The organism is Telluria sp. AIW5 (assembly GCF_056680575.1).
On sequence record NZ_CM155289.1, the window covers coordinates 4276053 to 4292040 of the forward strand.

General features: G+C 68.9%; 13 protein-coding genes and 1 pseudogene. 10 read left to right on the forward strand and 4 right to left on the reverse strand.

All coding sequences use genetic code 11. The features are described from left to right. Positions 1-2: 2 nt before the first annotated feature. The 3 genes from AC1MEM_RS18900 to AC1MEM_RS18910 form a co-directional block, all read right to left on the reverse strand. On the reverse strand, positions 3-557 hold the full coding sequence (locus AC1MEM_RS18900) for a hypothetical protein (protein ID WP_499473096.1): 555 nt from the start codon (positions 555-557) through the stop codon (positions 3-5). Next, entirely contained in the window at positions 554-1849 is a 1296-nt protein-coding gene (locus tag AC1MEM_RS18905) for a hypothetical protein (protein ID WP_499473098.1), read from the reverse strand. Before AC1MEM_RS18905 ends, AC1MEM_RS18900 begins: the two co-directional genes overlap by 4 nt. 102 nt (positions 1850-1951) lie before the next feature. Continuing rightward, the gene (locus AC1MEM_RS18910; protein WP_499473100.1) at positions 1952-5110 is read right to left on the reverse strand and encodes a penicillin-binding transpeptidase domain-containing protein; all 3159 of its coding nucleotides are present in this window, start codon (positions 5108-5110) and stop codon (positions 1952-1954) included. A gap of 226 nt (positions 5111-5336) precedes the next feature. On the opposite strand from AC1MEM_RS18910, the gene AC1MEM_RS18915 reads away from it, so the two are divergent. The 8 genes from AC1MEM_RS18915 (at position 5337) to AC1MEM_RS18950 (ending at position 13304) form a co-directional block, all read left to right on the forward strand. Then, a complete protein-coding gene (locus AC1MEM_RS18915; RefSeq protein WP_499473102.1) occupies positions 5337-5573 on the forward strand; it encodes a hypothetical protein in 237 nt (78 codons plus the stop codon). A 196-nt stretch (positions 5574-5769) separates the two neighbouring features. Next, positions 5770-6378, forward strand: a complete 609-nt coding sequence (locus tag AC1MEM_RS18920) for a thrombospondin type 3 repeat-containing protein (RefSeq protein WP_499473104.1) — start codon at positions 5770-5772, stop codon at positions 6376-6378. A 101-nt stretch (positions 6379-6479) separates the two neighbouring features. Beyond that, positions 6480-7166, forward strand: coding sequence for a ribonuclease HI family protein (locus tag AC1MEM_RS18925; protein ID WP_499473106.1), 687 nt, complete (start codon positions 6480-6482; stop codon positions 7164-7166). Next, on the forward strand, positions 7147-7809 hold the full coding sequence (locus AC1MEM_RS18930; RefSeq protein ID WP_499473108.1) for an HD domain-containing protein: 663 nt from the start codon (positions 7147-7149) through the stop codon (positions 7807-7809). The genes AC1MEM_RS18925 and AC1MEM_RS18930 overlap by 20 nt, the downstream gene beginning before the upstream one ends. Continuing rightward, positions 7806-9056 (forward strand): TCR/Tet family MFS transporter, encoded by a 1251-nt coding sequence (locus tag AC1MEM_RS18935; protein WP_499473109.1) that lies wholly within the window; start codon positions 7806-7808, stop codon positions 9054-9056. Before AC1MEM_RS18930 ends, AC1MEM_RS18935 begins: the two co-directional genes overlap by 4 nt. A gap of 149 nt (positions 9057-9205) precedes the next feature. Next, on the forward strand, positions 9206-10063 hold the full coding sequence (pepA, locus tag AC1MEM_RS18940) for a flocculation-associated PEP-CTERM protein PepA (protein WP_499473110.1): 858 nt from the start codon (positions 9206-9208) through the stop codon (positions 10061-10063). 305 nt (positions 10064-10368) lie between these two features. After that, the gene (asd, locus tag AC1MEM_RS18945) at positions 10369-11220 is read left to right on the forward strand and encodes an archaetidylserine decarboxylase (protein WP_499473112.1); all 852 of its coding nucleotides are present in this window, start codon (positions 10369-10371) and stop codon (positions 11218-11220) included. Positions 11221-11222: 2 nt separating this feature from the next. After that, positions 11223-13304, forward strand: a complete 2082-nt coding sequence (locus AC1MEM_RS18950) for a TonB-dependent receptor (RefSeq protein WP_499473114.1) — start codon at positions 11223-11225, stop codon at positions 13302-13304. Positions 13305-13354: 50 nt separating this feature from the next. On the opposite strand, the gene AC1MEM_RS18955 is transcribed toward AC1MEM_RS18950, so the two are convergent. Then, entirely contained in the window at positions 13355-14266 is a 912-nt protein-coding gene (locus AC1MEM_RS18955; RefSeq protein WP_499473116.1) for a LysR family transcriptional regulator, read from the reverse strand. 113 nt (positions 14267-14379) lie between these two features. On the opposite strand from AC1MEM_RS18955, the gene AC1MEM_RS18960 reads away from it, so the two are divergent. Together AC1MEM_RS18960 and AC1MEM_RS18965 are read left to right on the forward strand one after the other, a co-directional pair. Further along, positions 14380-14976: an FMN-dependent NADH-azoreductase gene (locus tag AC1MEM_RS18960; RefSeq protein ID WP_499473118.1), complete on the forward strand. Its 597-nt coding sequence runs from the start codon at positions 14380-14382 to the stop codon at positions 14974-14976. Between the two features lie 31 nt (positions 14977-15007). Continuing rightward, positions 15008-15889, forward strand: a pseudogene (locus AC1MEM_RS18965) (pirin family protein). Positions 15890-15988 lie beyond the last annotated feature (99 nt).

Consider the following 15988-nt stretch of genomic DNA (forward strand, 5'->3'; position numbering starts at 1 on the left):
GGTCAGGCCGCCGGTTGCACAGTGAAGGCCGCACCGTGGCGCTGGAAGTGCGCGGCCGGCAGGTCCTCGAACGGCCAGTCGGCCTCGAGCTCGCCGTCCGCGTCGAGGCGGCCAACGAGCAGCTCCGCTCCGGCGCCATCGAGCACGCGCAGCAAGGGCGCCTCGCGCAGCAGGCGCGATGAGAACGGGGCGTCCGGCATCAGTTGCAGGATCACGCGCCGCCTTCCTGCGCTGTCGACGAAGTGCAGGCGCCAGCAGCCGTCGTCGGTCGCCAGCTCGGCGAGCCCCTGTCCGCTGTCGGCCGCACGCAGCATGCCGCTGCTGCCCTGCCAGGCATCGTTCGCGGCCGCACGACGTTCGAGCACGAGCGTGCGCAGGCGCCGCGTCGTCAGCGGCGAGGCCTGCAGGGCCGCACGCTCGGCATGCGTCAGCGGACGGCTGCCGTCGAGCGCCGCTTGCAGCACCGCGTCGGATAGCATCAGGCGGTCGCCCGCCACGCGCGGGGCCAGCAGCAGGCGTTCGCGGAGTTTGCGTTCGATGTCATGGTTCGTTTTCATTCGCTACTCCCATTCGAGGATGCTGCCGCGCCCAGGCGCGCAATGGCCGCGTCGCGTCGCTTGCGCAGCGTCGGCAGCGAGACGGCGTCGAGCGCCGCCAGTTGCGCCATGGTCGGCAGCGCATTGGTCGCCGGATCGCGCCATTCGTCCGGATAGCTGTCGTCCCCGGGCCCGAGCAGCTTCAGGTAGACCGCCAGGCGCACCGCGAGCGAGTCGGGCGCCAGCATGCGCGCGCTCCAGCTGGACGGATCCTGCGCCGCGCCCGCCGCATGCACAAAGCCGGGGGGCAGTGAAACCGATTGCGCGCGCAGGGCGTGCAGCGGTTCATCTTCGTCGATCACCGCGGGCGGCGCCGGCGGGTCCGCGCTGTCCAGTTCATCTTCCAGCGCTTCCAGGACCAGGTCCGGCCCCGGCGTGCTGGCCGCGCCCGACTCGTCCAGCACGCGCCAGTAATCCTCGATCCAGGAAGCCGATGTATCGGCGTCCTGCAGCCAGTCGCGGTCGCGGTTGGCCGACAGGGCTTCGTATTCGCCGATCTCGGCCAGCATCCCGCCGATCCTGGCCGCATTGTCCTTCAGGCTGTCGAAGCGCTTCGAGCGCGTGTGCAGGGGACCGGGCGAACCCGTGAACCGTTCCAGCGTCGCACTCCAGCGCAGTATCCATTCGGGGCGGCAGCCGCCGATCGAGGCCAGCTGGCGCACCTCGATCGGTAAGGCGCCATCGAGCGGACGGCCGAGGATGGCGCCGACCTGGGCCCGGTGCGCATGCCAGTTGTCGAACAGGCGCGCGATCTCGCCATAGGCCGTGTCGAGCATGCGGAAGGCGTAGATGCGGTTCGGGCTGCAGGCGCGTCCGCAGGCGGCCTGGTAATTGTCGGCGTCGACCCTGTCGCGCAGGAGGGCGAACATGTCGTTGACCTTCTTGCGCAGCAGCGCTTCGCCACCCGGCCGACGCCAGAAGGCCGGCACGCGCGCATGCTCGCTGGCCAGGGCCGTGCGAAACGCTTCCCAGTCCGACGGGCGCGCGGCCAGTTCATAGGCGAGCAGCAGGGCCAGCTCGGCGACGCTGTCGCCATAGCTGTTGCCAGGCGCCCCGGCGCGCGCGCCGCGGCCGGCCGCATGCAGGCTCTCGGCCAGCACCTCGACATACAGCGCCAGCGCCTCGCCTGCCGGCGCGGGGGCCAGCAAGCCTGCAGGATCGCAGCGCGCAAAGGCATCGAGCGAACACTGGCCGAGCAGCTTGCGCACCTGCTCCCAGCCAGGCTCCTGATACCGGGTTCCCGGCAAACGCATACCTTCCTCTTGAATTCGTGAGCCCATGGCGTATCCGCCAGATAACGGATTTTGTAAATCATGCCATACAAACACAAAAACAAGGCGCGCTGGAGGGGCGCATTACCCTTTCTGTTCGGCCTTTTGCGCCATCGTCCGCAGCAGGGCCGCGACCACCGGCGCCGCATGCTCGCCGCCGGTCGCCTCCGAACGGCTGACAAAGGCGGCGAAGGCCAGGCGCCGGGGCTGGCCCGGGATGCTGCCCGGCTCGAGCCAGCCGGTGAACCAGACCGTGGCCTGCCCGTCCTGCCCGACCGGTGCGGTGCCGGTCTTGCCGTACAGGCCGGGGCGCATGTCGTTGAACTGCGCAGCGCGGAAGGCGCTGGCCGCCGTGCCCTTCGCGACGACGCCGTGCAGGCCGGCGCGGATGCGGTCCAGCCGTACGCCGAGCGGCGCGCCCTGCCGGGCTTCGGCCTGGCGCCCGTCGAGCGCCAGCAGCAGGCGCGGCGCGATCGTCCTGCCTTCGCCCACCGCGCCGGCGGCCAGCGCCATGTGCAGCGGCGCGGCCTGCATGCGCAGTCCGATCGCCATCTGGCGCAGTTCGTGGCGCGAGCCGATCGGATCGAAGCCGGCCACGCTGGCCTGCAGTGCGTCCCAATTGCGCCACGCGAAGTCAGGGGGCAGCAGGCCGCCGTCGAGCGGCAGCGGGCGCTCGAAGCCGAGCCGCTGCGCCATCTCGGCGATGGGACGCACGCCGGCGAAGGCCGTGTCGTCGAGCGCGCGCAGGCTGGGCGCGCCGCCCTGCGCCTTGCCGAACAGGCTGGCGTCGCTCAGCTCCGCGCTCCAGGCGAACCAGGTATTGAGGCTGTAGGTCAGCGCCTGGGCCAGGCCCAGCTTGCCGTCCTGGGCGCGGCGGTCCAGGGTGCCGTCGCGGAAATTGGTGATGCGCGCGCCCTTTCCCTCATATGGATAGCTGGCGCCGTCGGTGCGGAAGGCGAAGCCGCGCGCGGCCGCGAACCGGTTGAGGTCGGCCAGCGGCATCCCGCCCAGCAGATCGTCGAGGCGTGGGTCGCGCTGGGCTGCCAGTTCGAGGCCGAGCGCGCTGACGATCTTGAAGGTCGAACCGGGACTGCGCTCGGCGCCGCCGTCGTGCTGGAAGGCGGCCTGGCGCAAGGGGCTGCGCGCCGGATCGACGCGGTCGAAGTCGCGCAGCTCGTTCCAATCCGCGGCCGCCGGTGGTGAGCCTGCGGCGCCGCTGGCGGCGGCCAGGATATCGCCGCTGCCGGTGTCGAGCAGCACCAGGCCGGCCTGGCGTCCCGCCGGCGGCGCGGACCCGCCCAGGCAGCGCGCGCCATCCCACTGGCCGCGCCGCATGCCGACGCAGTCGAGCACCGCCTGGCCCATGCGCTGCAAGTCCAGGTCGAGGGTCAGCGTGGCGGCATGCGGGCGGCCGTCCGGTGCGGGAACGCGCGCCAGCATCCCGGCCACGCTGCTGCCGTGCCGGGGGTCCAGGCCGAGCAGCGTGGACAGGCCGGCCGCACGCGCCTGCGCTGTCGCGCCGCCGGCTTCCCACAGGGGCGCGCCGCCGCGGTCGGCCAGCAGCACCGGCGCCGATACGCCGCGGGCCGCGCGATGCTGTGGCGCGATGGCCTGCCAGGCCAGCCGGCCATCCTTCAGCTGCAGGTGCCGGTACGGCCCGTCGCCGCTACCGCTCAGCGCCGCCAGGTCGAGCGGCGCCGCTTCGATCACGACCTGGCGCGTACCCGGGCGCGGCGCCAGCACCAGTTCGCGCACATCGTCGGCTCCAGTGCAGGCGCGCCCGCCGCAGACCGCACGCCCGCCACTCAGCGCGGCACCGGCGATGGCGCGCACCCGGCCCGCCAGCATCAGCTCGATGCGCTCGTCGCCACGCGCCGGCTGCGCGAGCGTCAGGACCAGGCGCGCGCTGGCCGCGCCGGCCGGCCAGTCGGCCAGGCGCCGCCACGGCGCCCAGCCTTGCGGCAGGCTGTCGAACAGGCGCGCGGCGCCCAGCGGCATTGTCTCGACGGTGCCGGCAGCGACCGCGCCGGCTTGCGCCAGCCATGCGGTGTTGGCACCGGGCCGCAGGCGCCAGGCCAGCAGGCGCCGTTCGCCATTGAAGACACGGATCTGTTCGCGCACATAGGCGCCATCGGCGCGCGCGTGGAGGCGCTCGAGCAGGCGCAGGCCCGTTGCGTCGAGCTCGACGCCGTCCCAGCCGTGCAGGTCGGCCGCGCGCTGGGCAGGGGCGGCCGCGCGCCATTGCAGCAGGTCGCGCGGCGCGGTCTCGATCATGCCGTCATGCGCCAGGCGCACGAAGCCGCGCGCCAGCAGGCTGTCGAACAGGGCGCCGTCTTCGAGCTCCGCCGGCGGCTCGGCGGGCACGCGGTAGGCTCCCGGCGCCAGGTGCGCGCTGCGCATCGGCCCATGTTCGGGAAACGCGGCCACCAGGGCGCCGGCGCTGCCGGCTTCGCCCGGATAGGAAGTGAGCACCAGTTCGCCGCCCTCGGCACAGGCGGCGCTGGCGCGGCGGGCGATGTGCAGCGCGCGGTTCTCTCCCCACACCAGCCAGCCTTCGCGCCCGAGCGCTACCGCGCCCTGGGGGCCGCGGGCAATCACGCCAGCGCCCGCGTCGCCGATCCAGCGCGCCTCGCCGCGCCAGGCCAGCTGCAGGGGCATCCCCAGGGAACCGCTGATGTCGACCTGCGGCATGGGAGCACCCGCCAGCACGATATTGCGCAGCGTGACGGGACTGGCGGCGGTGGCGTTGCGTCCCGCCCAGCGCGCCACATCGGCAAACCGGTAGCCGATGCGCAGGGGCGCCAGCCGTCCGCCCGATCCCGCGAGCGCCTGGCTGCACAGGTCGATCACGACCGGCCGGGCTGCGCGTACATTCGCCACGACGAGCAAAGCGCCGCCGGGCTGCGCGGCCAGGTTCACGGCCGGGACCAGCGGCACGCTGAAGGAAGCGCCAGGCAGGGCCGGCTGGAACGAGGCCAGCATCCGCACCGGTCCGCCGGCCGCCGCCGAGCGGCTGGAAGCGGCCGCGCCGAGCGAACGCGCATGGCCGGCGATGAGCAAGGCGCCGGCCGCGACGAAGCCGAGCGCCGCCAGCGCCAGCCACCAGCGCGTCGCGGCGCGTCCCGGCACCATGCGTAGCGCCGGCACGCCTGGTACGGCGCCGGCCCGCAGGTTGCGCGCGCGCCGCCGCGCCCGGCCATTGGCGGCCAGTCCGGCGAACACCGTAACGAACATCTCCCCCATCTTCCCCTCCCCGCGCGCCGACGTGGCCGCCTCCGCCGGCCTCTAGCGGGGGGAGGCGAAAAGCGCGGCGATAGCGTCGAGTTGCGCGACGTTGCGGGCTTCGCGTCGCACCCGGTTTTGTGCAGGCCATCCCGCTTTTCATGCACCTTGTCGCAATCCGATGGAGGTCCCTGGCGGCTTTGGCTACATTGGACACATCGCACACCCACCCGCAAGGAGAAACACCGTGAACATCGCCAAGCACATGGAAGCCGTTTTCGTCGTTGCCCTCGCCGCCGCCGGCTCGGCCAGCTTCTTCACCGAAGCGCTGCCGCAAGCGGAAGCCCGCCCCGCCGCCATCCAGGATTCGAGCATCGCCACCGAAACCAGAATGGCCGTCGTGGTCGTGAAAGGCAAGCGCCCGGGCGCCGAACGGCAGCCGACCGTGCTGGCCGATCGCCGCGTTCCAGTGAGCCGCATTTGATTACCCGTGTGTGCCGGGCCGCCTGCTGAGGCCTGCCCGGCCACCCGCCACGTCCCACCCCCCACAGCCCCCTCCTCCGACCCTTGCTGCCCCGGCTGCTGCAATTTGTGTCAGTTGTAAGCACATGCGTCAAACGCACCATTTCGTTCAAGCGATTGATATATTGAATCATCCGCTTTTGGAGATGGAGACCGACATGAAATCCCGCCTGAAGTTACGCTCGAACATACGCCTGAACTTGGCTGCCCTGATCGCCGTGACCGCCGCCGCCTATGCACCGCTGCCGTCGATGGCGCAAAACGTTGAACTGTACGTCGGCTCGGCCCCGCCGGCGCCGCTGTACGAACGCGCTCCCGTCGTGCGCCGCGGCTATGTCTGGTCGCCGGGCTACTGGGAGTGGCGCGGCCATCGCCACCACTGGGTGCCGGGCACCTATATCGTCGAGCGCCCCGGCTATATCTATGCGCCGCCGGCCTGGCAGCAGCGCGACGGCCGCTGGTTCATGCAGCAGGGTTACTGGGCCCCGCGCGGCGGTGACGGCTACCGCGGCCAGGGTTTCTACGACCGCGACGGCGGCCGCGGCTACGGCCAGCACGACGGCTACCGCGACCGTGACCGCGACGGCGTGCCCGACCGCTACGAGCACCACGGCCGCGGCCGCGACACGGACCACGACGGTGTGCCGAACCGCTATGACCGCGATCTCGACAACGACGGCATCCCGAACCGCCGCGACCGCGATGTCGACGGCGATGGCGTACCGAACCACCGCGATGCGCGGCCGGAGAATCCCTACCGCCGCTGATCGCAGGCAGCCGCACGAAGCGCCCTCCGGGGCGCTTTTTTGCGTCCGTTGCGGACTGGCGAAGGGTTTTTGGATGGCCCGAAAACGGTTATGCTGACGCCATGACCGAACTCGACCGCCTGCAAGGCGCCTCCAACCGAACCGAACTTGCCGCCAGCCGCAAGCTGGCCTTGACAAGGAGCCTGCCGCTCGAGGAAGCGCTGCGCATGACGCTTGCCGCCAGCGCCGGCGCTGCGGGCCTGGCCACGCTGCTGGCCGAGCGCGGCGCCTTGCGCGAAGCCGAAGCCGCACGCGCGCTGGCCCGGCAGGCGGCGCGTGCCGCCGCCCTGGCCGTACGCCAGGCACGCCACGAGGGCGCCCCCACCGCCTGGCGCGCCTGGTTCGACGGCTCGGCGCGTCCCAACCCGGGCCGCTGCGGCATCGGCGCGCGCCTGCTCGGCCCGGCCGGCCAGGTCGTGGAATTATCCGAGCCCGCCGGCTACGGCAACAGCGGCGAAGCCGAATACCTGGCCCTGATCGCCGTGCTCGGGGCAGCCCTGGCCCAGGGCGCGCGCGAACTCACCGTGTATGGCGACAGCCGCGTCGTGCTCGACGACGTCGCCGCGCCTGATGCGAAGAGCGCTCCTGCCCTGCAGCCCTACCGGGCCCGCGCACGCGCCCTGCTGGCACAGCTGCCGGGCACCCTGCTGCGCTGGGTACCACGCCACAAGAACCTCGACGCCGACGCGCTCTCGCAGCGCGCCAGCATGCCGTCCTCCCTGGAGCCCGATGTTTCCTTTGTCCCCTGAACTGTCGGCCTGGCGCACGCGCCTGGCCGCGCTCGCCGCCGCCCACGCCGGCGACGACGGCGCCCATGACGCCAGCCACCTGGAGCGCGTCTGGCGCAGCGCGCAGGACCTGCTCGCGCATCATCCCGAGGCCGATGTCCTGGTCGTGATGGCCGCCTGCTACCTGCACGACCTGGTCAACCTGCCGAAGAACGACCCCGGCCGGGCCCAGGCCTCGCGCCGGGCGGCGCAGCTGGCGCGCGCCGAACTCGCGCGGCTCGGCTTTCCTGGCGGGCGCCTGGACGGCGTGGCCCACGCCATCGAGGCGCACAGTTATTCCGCGGCGGTCGTCCCGGTCACGATCGAAGCGAAGATCGTGCAGGACGCCGACCGGCTCGATGCCCTCGGCGCCGTCGGCCTGGCGCGCATGTTCTATGTCGCCGGGAAGATGGGCCGCGCGCTCGCGCACCCGAGCGATCCGCTGGCCCAGGCGCGCGACCTCGACGACGGCGCCTGGTCGCTCGACCACATCATGGTCAAGCTCGCGCAACTGCCGGGAATGATGCAGCTCGAGGCGGGACGCGCCCTGGCCGGGGAACGCCTGGCGCGCCTGCTCGCCTTCCGCGACGACTTTGCGGCCGAGTGGTTTGGGAACGCCGCGTGAACGCGCCCGTCCCGCTCGAGGCGGAGGCGCCCGCCGCCAGCGGCAAACTTGGCTTCGTGCTGGTGAGCGTTTTCATCGACGTGCTCGGCATCGGCCTGATCATCCCGGTGATGCCGGTGCTGGTGGGCCAGTTCGTGCCCGGGCGCGACGAGCAGGCACTGTGGTACGGCCTCATGGCGGCCGTGTTCGGACTGCTGCAATTCCTGTTCATGCCCACGCTCGGCGCGATCAGCGACCGCGTCGGGCGGCGCCCGGTGCTGCTGTACTCGATGGCGGGCATGTGCCTGAATTTCCTCGTCACGGCCTGGGCGCCGAGCCCGGCCTGGCTCTTTCTCGGGCGGGTCATCGGCGGCGTCTCGGCGGCCAGCATGTCGGTCGCCTCGGCCTATGCGTCCGATGTTTCGACGCCGGAGAACCGGGCGAAAAGCTTCGGCAAGATCGGCGCCGCCTTCGGTGTCGGCTTCATCTGCGGCCCCGTGCTCGGTGGCCTGCTGGGCGACGTCTCGCTCACGCTGCCGTTCTGGGTCGCCGGCGCGCTCGCGGCCGTCAACCTGGTCTACGGGTGGTTGTACGTGCCCGAGTCGCTGGCGCCGGGCGAGCGCGCCCCCTTCGACTGGAAACGCATCAATCCTTTGCGCGCATTGGCGCGGCTGGCCGGCAAGGAGGACATCCGCGGCATCGTCGGCGTGTTCGCGCTGGCCACCTTCGCCCAGATGATGACCCAGGGGACCTGGGTGCTGTACACGACCTTCCGTTTCGGCTGGAGCCCGCGCGACAACGGCATCGCCATGTTCTGCATCGGCCTTTCCACCGTCGTCGTCCAGGCCTGGCTGCTGGGGGTGCTGCTGCGGCGCTTCGGCGAAGCGCGCGTGGCGGTGCTGGGCCTGGCGTCTGGCGCGCTTACCTTCGTGCTGTACGGCCTGGCCACCCAGGGCTGGATGATGTATGTCCTCATCTGCTGCAACCTGCTGGCCTTTGCCGCCGGGCCCGCGCTGCAGGGGATCATTTCGCGCGGGACGCCTGCGGGCGAGCAGGGAGAACTGATGGGTTCACTACAGTCGATCAACAGCCTCGGGGTCATCGTGATGCCCCTGCTCGGTTCGGCCATCCTCGGCGCCGTCAGCCACCTGCCGCCGGGCGACGCGCGCATCGGCAGCAGCTTTTTCCTGTCGGCGGCCATGCAGGCGCTCGCAGTGCTGGCCGCGCTGCGCTACTTCCGCCGGGCCCGTCAAAGCGAGGCCGCGTGAAAGGAAGCATGCCTGTCGGAAATCTTTACAGTTGCCCCAGGAAATTCCGGGTTCCAAGTCGCAACTAATTGATTTATAACAAAACTTTCTGGTTGGCATGAGTGTTGCTTATATGGCAGCAGTCAACACCCTCAACCTGAAAGAAAACGATGACCGTCCTGAAAAAACTGGGCTGCGCTGCAGCCATCGCCCTCGCCGCCGGCGCCGCTCAAGCTGACGCCATCATGAACGATTGGACCTTCAACCCGGCCGGCACCGGTCTGGCGAAAGGTCAGGAAATCAACGAATACTTGGATGTAAACGGTAATGGCTTCATCCAGTTGAAAGCGACCGGCACCGGCGCGTTCTCGTTCACCGAGCACGCTGTGTTCAACTTGAGCCAGGCTGACAGCAATGGCAAGCTCTTCCCAATAAGCTACAAAACCGGAAACATCTCTGCAACGCTCGATGCTGTTGGCGCCGGCACCTTCAACGGCAGCTTCGCCTTTACCAGCGGCACCATCAAGATGTACCAAAACCCCCAGAAAGGGAAGTACGGTACGGCTAACGGCATCTACGGCGCAGACCTCGGCAACCTGATCGGCACTTTCAGCATCCTGGGCGGTGGCGGCATGGTCGATGGTACCGGCAATCCGGTCACGAACGGCCAGGTCAGCGTGTTCGCCGAGTCGCAGGTTGGCGATCTGAAGGCAGGCTATTTCTTCGACCCACGCGGCATCGACATGTCGACCATGAAGAGCACTTCGTTCGCCTTCACCAACGCCAATGCCGTCGGCTCGCCGACTAGCAGGCTGGTCAACGAAGTGGCTTGCCAGTTCGCGGGCTTCACCGGTCCAGGCTGCATCCCTGGCAATAAGCCCGGTATATACAAAAACGTTGCAGGCGACCACTTCTTCGTCAGCAATAACGGTCAGTTCAAGTTCGCCGACGTTCCTGAGCCAGGGTCGGTCGCCCTGTTCGGCATCGCCCTGTTCGGTATCGGCGCGATGCGTCGCCGCGTAAAGTAATCGGGGTTCGCCCTGGCAGCACGACAATAGCCTGGCTCGCCAGGCTATTTGCTTTTATGGGACACACATTCATTTGCGTCCGATGCGGCGGCCTCGTACGGCATCGCATTGTGGGGGATGACCCGGGCGTCCGTAGCCCTGGCGGCGGCGCTGCGCCTGGCCTGATCCTCATCTGCATGCCGGCGTCCGCTTCTGGACCGATGCGCTACACTGGCCCCGGGGCGCCGCCGTCGAAAACAATGATATGCACGGGCACGCCCCTTATTTATAATTCGCCATCGTCAAATGTAATAAGGGCTGCCACCGTGTCCGATCGTTTCAAAGTACTGCCACAATATGTCCTGCCCAAGCAGGCGCTGACCTCGTTCGCCGGCCGCGTCGCCGGCCACCGCGGAGGCGCGATGACGACCCGCCTGATCCGCTGGTTCGTCGGCAAGTACGGCGTCAACATGGACGAGGCGGCCAACTCCGACATCGCGAGCTACCCGAGTTTCAACGAATTCTTTACCCGTCCCTTGAAGGACGGCGTGCGTCCGCTGGCCCAGGCGGATTTCGTCTGCCCGGTCGACGGCGCGATCAGCCAGTTCGGCGCGATCGACGACCACCACATCCTGCAGGCCAAGGGCCACAAGTTCACCACCACCCAGCTGGTCGGCGGCGACGCCGCGCTGGGGGCGCAGTTCCAGCATGGCTCGTTTGCGAACCTGTACCTGAGCCCCAAGGATTACCACCGCCTGCACATGCCTTGCGACGGCCGCCTGACCCGCATGATCTACGTGCCCGGCGCCCTGTTCTCGGTGAACCCGACCACCGCGCGCGGCGTGCCGGGCCTGTTCGCGCGCAACGAGCGCGTCACCTGCGTGTTCGAGTCCGAGGAATTCGGTAGCTTCGTCATGGTGCTGGTCGGCGCGACCATCGTCGGCAGCATGGCCACGCCCTGGCATGGCGTGGTCAACCCGCAGCGCACCGGGCGCATCTCGGAGTGGACCTATGACACGACCCCGGTCGTGCTGAAAAAGGGCGAAGAGATGGGCCGCTTCCTGCTCGGTTCCACCGTCGTCATGCTGTTCAAGGAAAAGACGATCGCCTTCAATCCCGACTGGGCGCCGGAACGCAAGGTGCGCCTGGGCGAGATGATGGGCAACAGGCCCGCCTGACAGTGCCCGTCCTGAGGACGGCCCTGCCCCTCATCCTGTGCGGGCTCGCCGCGCTGCCCGCGCCGGCGCGCGCCGACGATCCACCGGTGCCGACCGTCTCGGTAACGGGCAAAAAAGAGCCGGTCCTTAAAAAGCTCGACAAGACCGTTTATAACCTTGCCGGCACGCCGAAGGCGGCGAACGGCAGCGCCCAGGACCTGCTGCAATCGACTCCCGACGTCTCCGTGACGGCCGATGGCCAGATCCGTGTAAAGGGAAGCCAGCAAGTCACGGTGCTGGTGGACGGCAAGCCGACGGCGATGCTGTCGGGTTCGGACGAAGAGCGGGCCGTGGCGCTGCAGACCATGAGCGGCGCCGACATCGCCAGCATCGAAGTCATCACCAATCCGTCGGCGGCCTACAACGCGAATGGCGGCACGATCCTGAATATCGTCCTGAAGCGCAACCGCAAGCCGGGCGCCCACGCGCAGGTGCAAGGAAGCGCCACCGGCCAGGGCCTGTGGAATGCCGGCACTTCGGGCGACCTGACCCGCGGCCATATCAGCGCGCATGGCAGCCTGGCGCTGCGCCACGACGGCACGCTGAAAATGCGCGCGTCGACGGTGGACTGGAATGATCCGCTCGCAGGCCGGGCCGGGCAGGCGCGGCAGGCCTCGACGGTGTTCGTGCGCCGCGTCGTGGAAACCGCGGCCCTGGGCATCGACGATGCCCTGAGCGACACGGACACCCTCAGCCTGGCGGCGCGCCATAACGCGCGCCGCTCGCGTCCCTTGTTCGACGTCCTCAACGAGAACCGCACGGGCAGCGAGGAGACCATCTTTCATCGCATCTCCGAGGGGCCCAACGAGCAGTCCGACGACAGCGCCAGCCTGGCCTACAGCCACCAGGGCAAGGGGGCGGCGCTCAAGGCGATGCTGCAGCACAGCGCGACGGCCGGCCTGGTCGACAAGTCGTACAGCGACGTATTCCTCGTGCCGGCGCGCGCCACGGACTACAGCCACGGCGCGACCAGGTCGGCGCGGCGCCTGGACCAGGCCACGGTCGACTGGACGCGCGCGTCCGGACACGGCCAGTGGGGCATGGGCGTCGATGTCCAGGACAAGGTCGACGACGTCGACAATTACCAGGCGTGGGTCGACGCCTCCTCGGCTGCCGAGACGCTTGACCCGAATACGACCAACGCCTATGCGGTGCGGACGACCCTCGCCGCCGCCTACCTGACCGACCAGCTCAGGCACGGCAAATGGGAAGCGCTGCTGGGCGCACGCGCCGAACGGATGGCGCTGCGGGTCGGTCCGGCACGGGACAGCGCACGCACAGGCCATTGGCGCGCATTCAATCCCAGCCTGCACCTGAAATATGCCGTCAGCGAGAAAGCCGACCTGACGCTCAGTTATCGCCGCAGCCTGCAGATGCCCGATCCGCGCGACCTCAATCCGCACACGACCTATGTCGATGCGCAAAACCTCAGCCGCGGCAATCCCGGCCTGCAGCCGCAGGTCCTGGGCGCCTGGGAACTGGGCACGAATGCGGAAAGTGGACAGTTCAGCGGGAGCCTGGGTGCCTTCTATCGGGCCAGCCGCGATACGGTGTTCGATGAACGCAGCTTCGCCGGCAATGTGCTGGTGACCTCGAAGCAGAACGGCGGGCGCGCGCGCTCGGCCGGCATCAGCGGCTCGCTCGACTGGACGCCGGATGCGACGCTGCGCCTGGGCGTGGACGGCGGCGCCTATCGCGTGATGCTGGCGACGCCCGACCTTTCCGGCCCCGTGCGCCAGGACGATATCGCGGGCTATGTCAACCTCAGGGCGGCGTACAGCGCCGGAGCCGACGACCTGTCGCTCGACGCGCATGGACAGTCATCAGGCATCACGCCGCTCGGCCGCCAGGGGGCGACCAGCAGCGTGAACCTGGCCTGGAAACACGCATTGAGCAAGTCGCTCAGCCTGACGGTGAACGCCAGCGATATCTTTGACGGCAGCCGGCGCAGCTATCGGACGGACACCCGTACCTTCCGCCAGGCGGGGTTCGATCATTTCGTCGCGCGGCGCGTGTATGTGGGCTTTGTAAAGAAATTCGGCTGAGGCACCTGGTTGTAGGGTGGGCACGGGGTGCCCGCAGCGAATCACCCCTTTTAGCCCTGCTGACCCGCCTCGCTGCAAAACATCTCTTCCATCATGTCGAGGAAGGCCCGCGTCTTGGCCGGCATCAGGCGCCGGCCCGGGAAGACGGCCCAGCCGACCGCCGGCGGCAAATCCCATTCCGGCAGCACCCGTACCAGTTCCCCCTTCTTCACCAGCGGCGAGGCGAACAGCTCCGAACTGGCCGCGATCCCCGCGCCGCTGCAGGCGATGCGCGCCAACAGGTCCGGCGAATTCGCCGTCAGGCGCGCCGGCAGTTCGCGCTGCCAGCGCACCTTGCCGCGCGTGAGGACCCAGGGGGACGGCCCGCCGCCGCGGCTCAGCAGGCATAGCAAATCGTGGCCCGATAAATCGTCCGGATGCTCGGGCAGGCCGCGCACGGCCGTGTAGCAGGGCGAGGCATACAGGCCGAAGCGCTGCAGCGTGACGCGGCGCGCGGCCAGCGTGGCGTCATCCGGCAAATCGCCCATGCGGATCGCGATGTCGAAGTTTTCGGCCACCAGGTCGACCCGCCGCGGCGACAGGTCGAGTTCCACGCTCACCGCCGGATAGCGTTCGAGGAAGCGCGCGATCATCGCGCTCATGCCGAGGTTGGCAAAATCGGCCGGCAGCGAAATGCGCAGGCGTCCGCTGGGAGCCGCCTGGCGGTGCTGGGCCAGGGCGCCGGCCGCTTCCGATTCTTCGGCCACCTTGCGCGCGTGTTCGAGCAGGCTGGCGCCGAATTCCGTCACCATCAGCTTGCGCGTGGTCCGGGCAAGCAGGCGCTCGCCGAGGCGGGCTTCGAGCAGCGAGATGCGGCGCGAGACGGTCGACTTGGGCAGGTTGACGCGGGTCGCCGCCGCGCTGAAGCTGCCGGCCTCGACAATGCGGGCGAAGAGCAGCAGGTCGTTCGGTTCGACTTCCATTCGATTGTTCCATTGGCTGAATAATGTTATCCATTTTAGCGCCTTCCAGATTGATTTTGGAACTGTTAAAGTGGTCTCATCGAATCACAGACACCACCTAAAGGGAACACAAGATGAACATCCTGCAAATCACCTCCAGCCTGCGCGGCGCCGATTCCGAGTCCAGCCGTGTCACCAGCAGCATCGTCGCCAAACTGCTCGCCGCGAACCCGGACGCCACCGTCGTGACCCGCGACCTGGCGCGTGCACCGCACCCCGTGCTGGACGAAGCGGCGCTCGGCGCCCTGTTCACCCCGGCCGAATCGCGTACGCCCGAGCAGGTTGCCCGCGTGGCCCTGGACGACGCCCTGATCGCGCAAGTGCAGGCGGCGGACGTGGTCGTGATCGGTGCGCCGATGTACAACTTCGGCATCCCGGTGCAACTGAAAAGCTGGTTCGATGCGATCGCCCGTGCCGGCGTGACCTTCCGCTACACCGAGAGCGGCCCAGAAGGCCTGCTCAAGGGCAAGAAGGTGTTCGTGGCGACCTCGCGCGGCGGCATCTACCCGGCTGAAGCCGATCCGCAAGTGCCGTTCGTGCGCATGCTGCTGAACTTCCTGGGCATGACGGACCACACCTTCATCCACTCGCCGGCACAGGCGATGGGTCCGGAAGCGTCGGCCAAGGGCCGTTCGGAAGCTGATGCCACCATCGAGGCCGCACTGGCCTGATTGTTCGGGCAGCGTTATCAAGGAGAGCGTGATGAATGCATTGACGGACCAACGTAATGAAGAGCGCGTCGCGCGGCCACGCGGCGTGGAACGCGTGATCAGCGGCCAGTTCGTGATGGACGGCGCCGGCGTCAGGATCAACCGCGTCCTCACGCAAACCTTGCAGCGCCGCCTCGATCCCTTCCTGATGCTCGACGCATTCGGGAGCGACAAGGCCGGCGACTACATCGCCGGCTTTCCGGAGCACCCGCACCGCGGCTTCGAGACCGTCACCTACATGCTCGCCGGGCGCATGCGCCACCGCGACAGCGGCGGCAACGAAGGCCTGATCACGGACGGCGGCGTGCAATGAATGACGGCCGGGCGCGGCGTGATCCACTCCGAAATGCCGGAGCAGAACGAAGGCCTGATGGAAGGTTTCCAGTTGTGGCTGAACCTGCCGGCAAAGGACAAGATGCGCGCGCCCTGGTACCGCGACATCCCGAACGCCGAGGTGCCGCGGTTTACGACCGAATCCGGCGTGACGGTGCAGGTCATCGCCGGCAGCGCGCACGGCGTCGAAGGCGCGGTGCAGCGCGAAGGCACCGAGCCCCTGTACCTCGACATTGACTTGCCCGAGGGTGCCCGCTTCGAGCAGCCGCTGCCCGCCGGGCACAATGCCTTCATCTATGTGTTTCGCGGTGAAGCGGTCGTCGGCGGCAAGGCCGTGCCGCAAACGCGCATGGCGATCCTCGACAATGCCGAGGGCGCGGATGGCGTCGTCATCAAGGCGGCCGGCGCGACGCGCCTGCTGCTGATCGCGGGCCGGCCATTGAAGGAGCCGATCGCGCAGTATGGCCCCTTCGTGATGAATACCCAGGCCGAGCTGCAGCAGGCGGTCGAGGATTTCCGCGCCGGGCGTTTCGCCGGCTGAGTTGTAGAAACTGGTTATATTGTTTTACGCGCGCCCGGCCGTCATTGGATCGCCCGGCGCGCTTGCGTTACACTGCGGGCATGCGCACCTCTGCCCTCC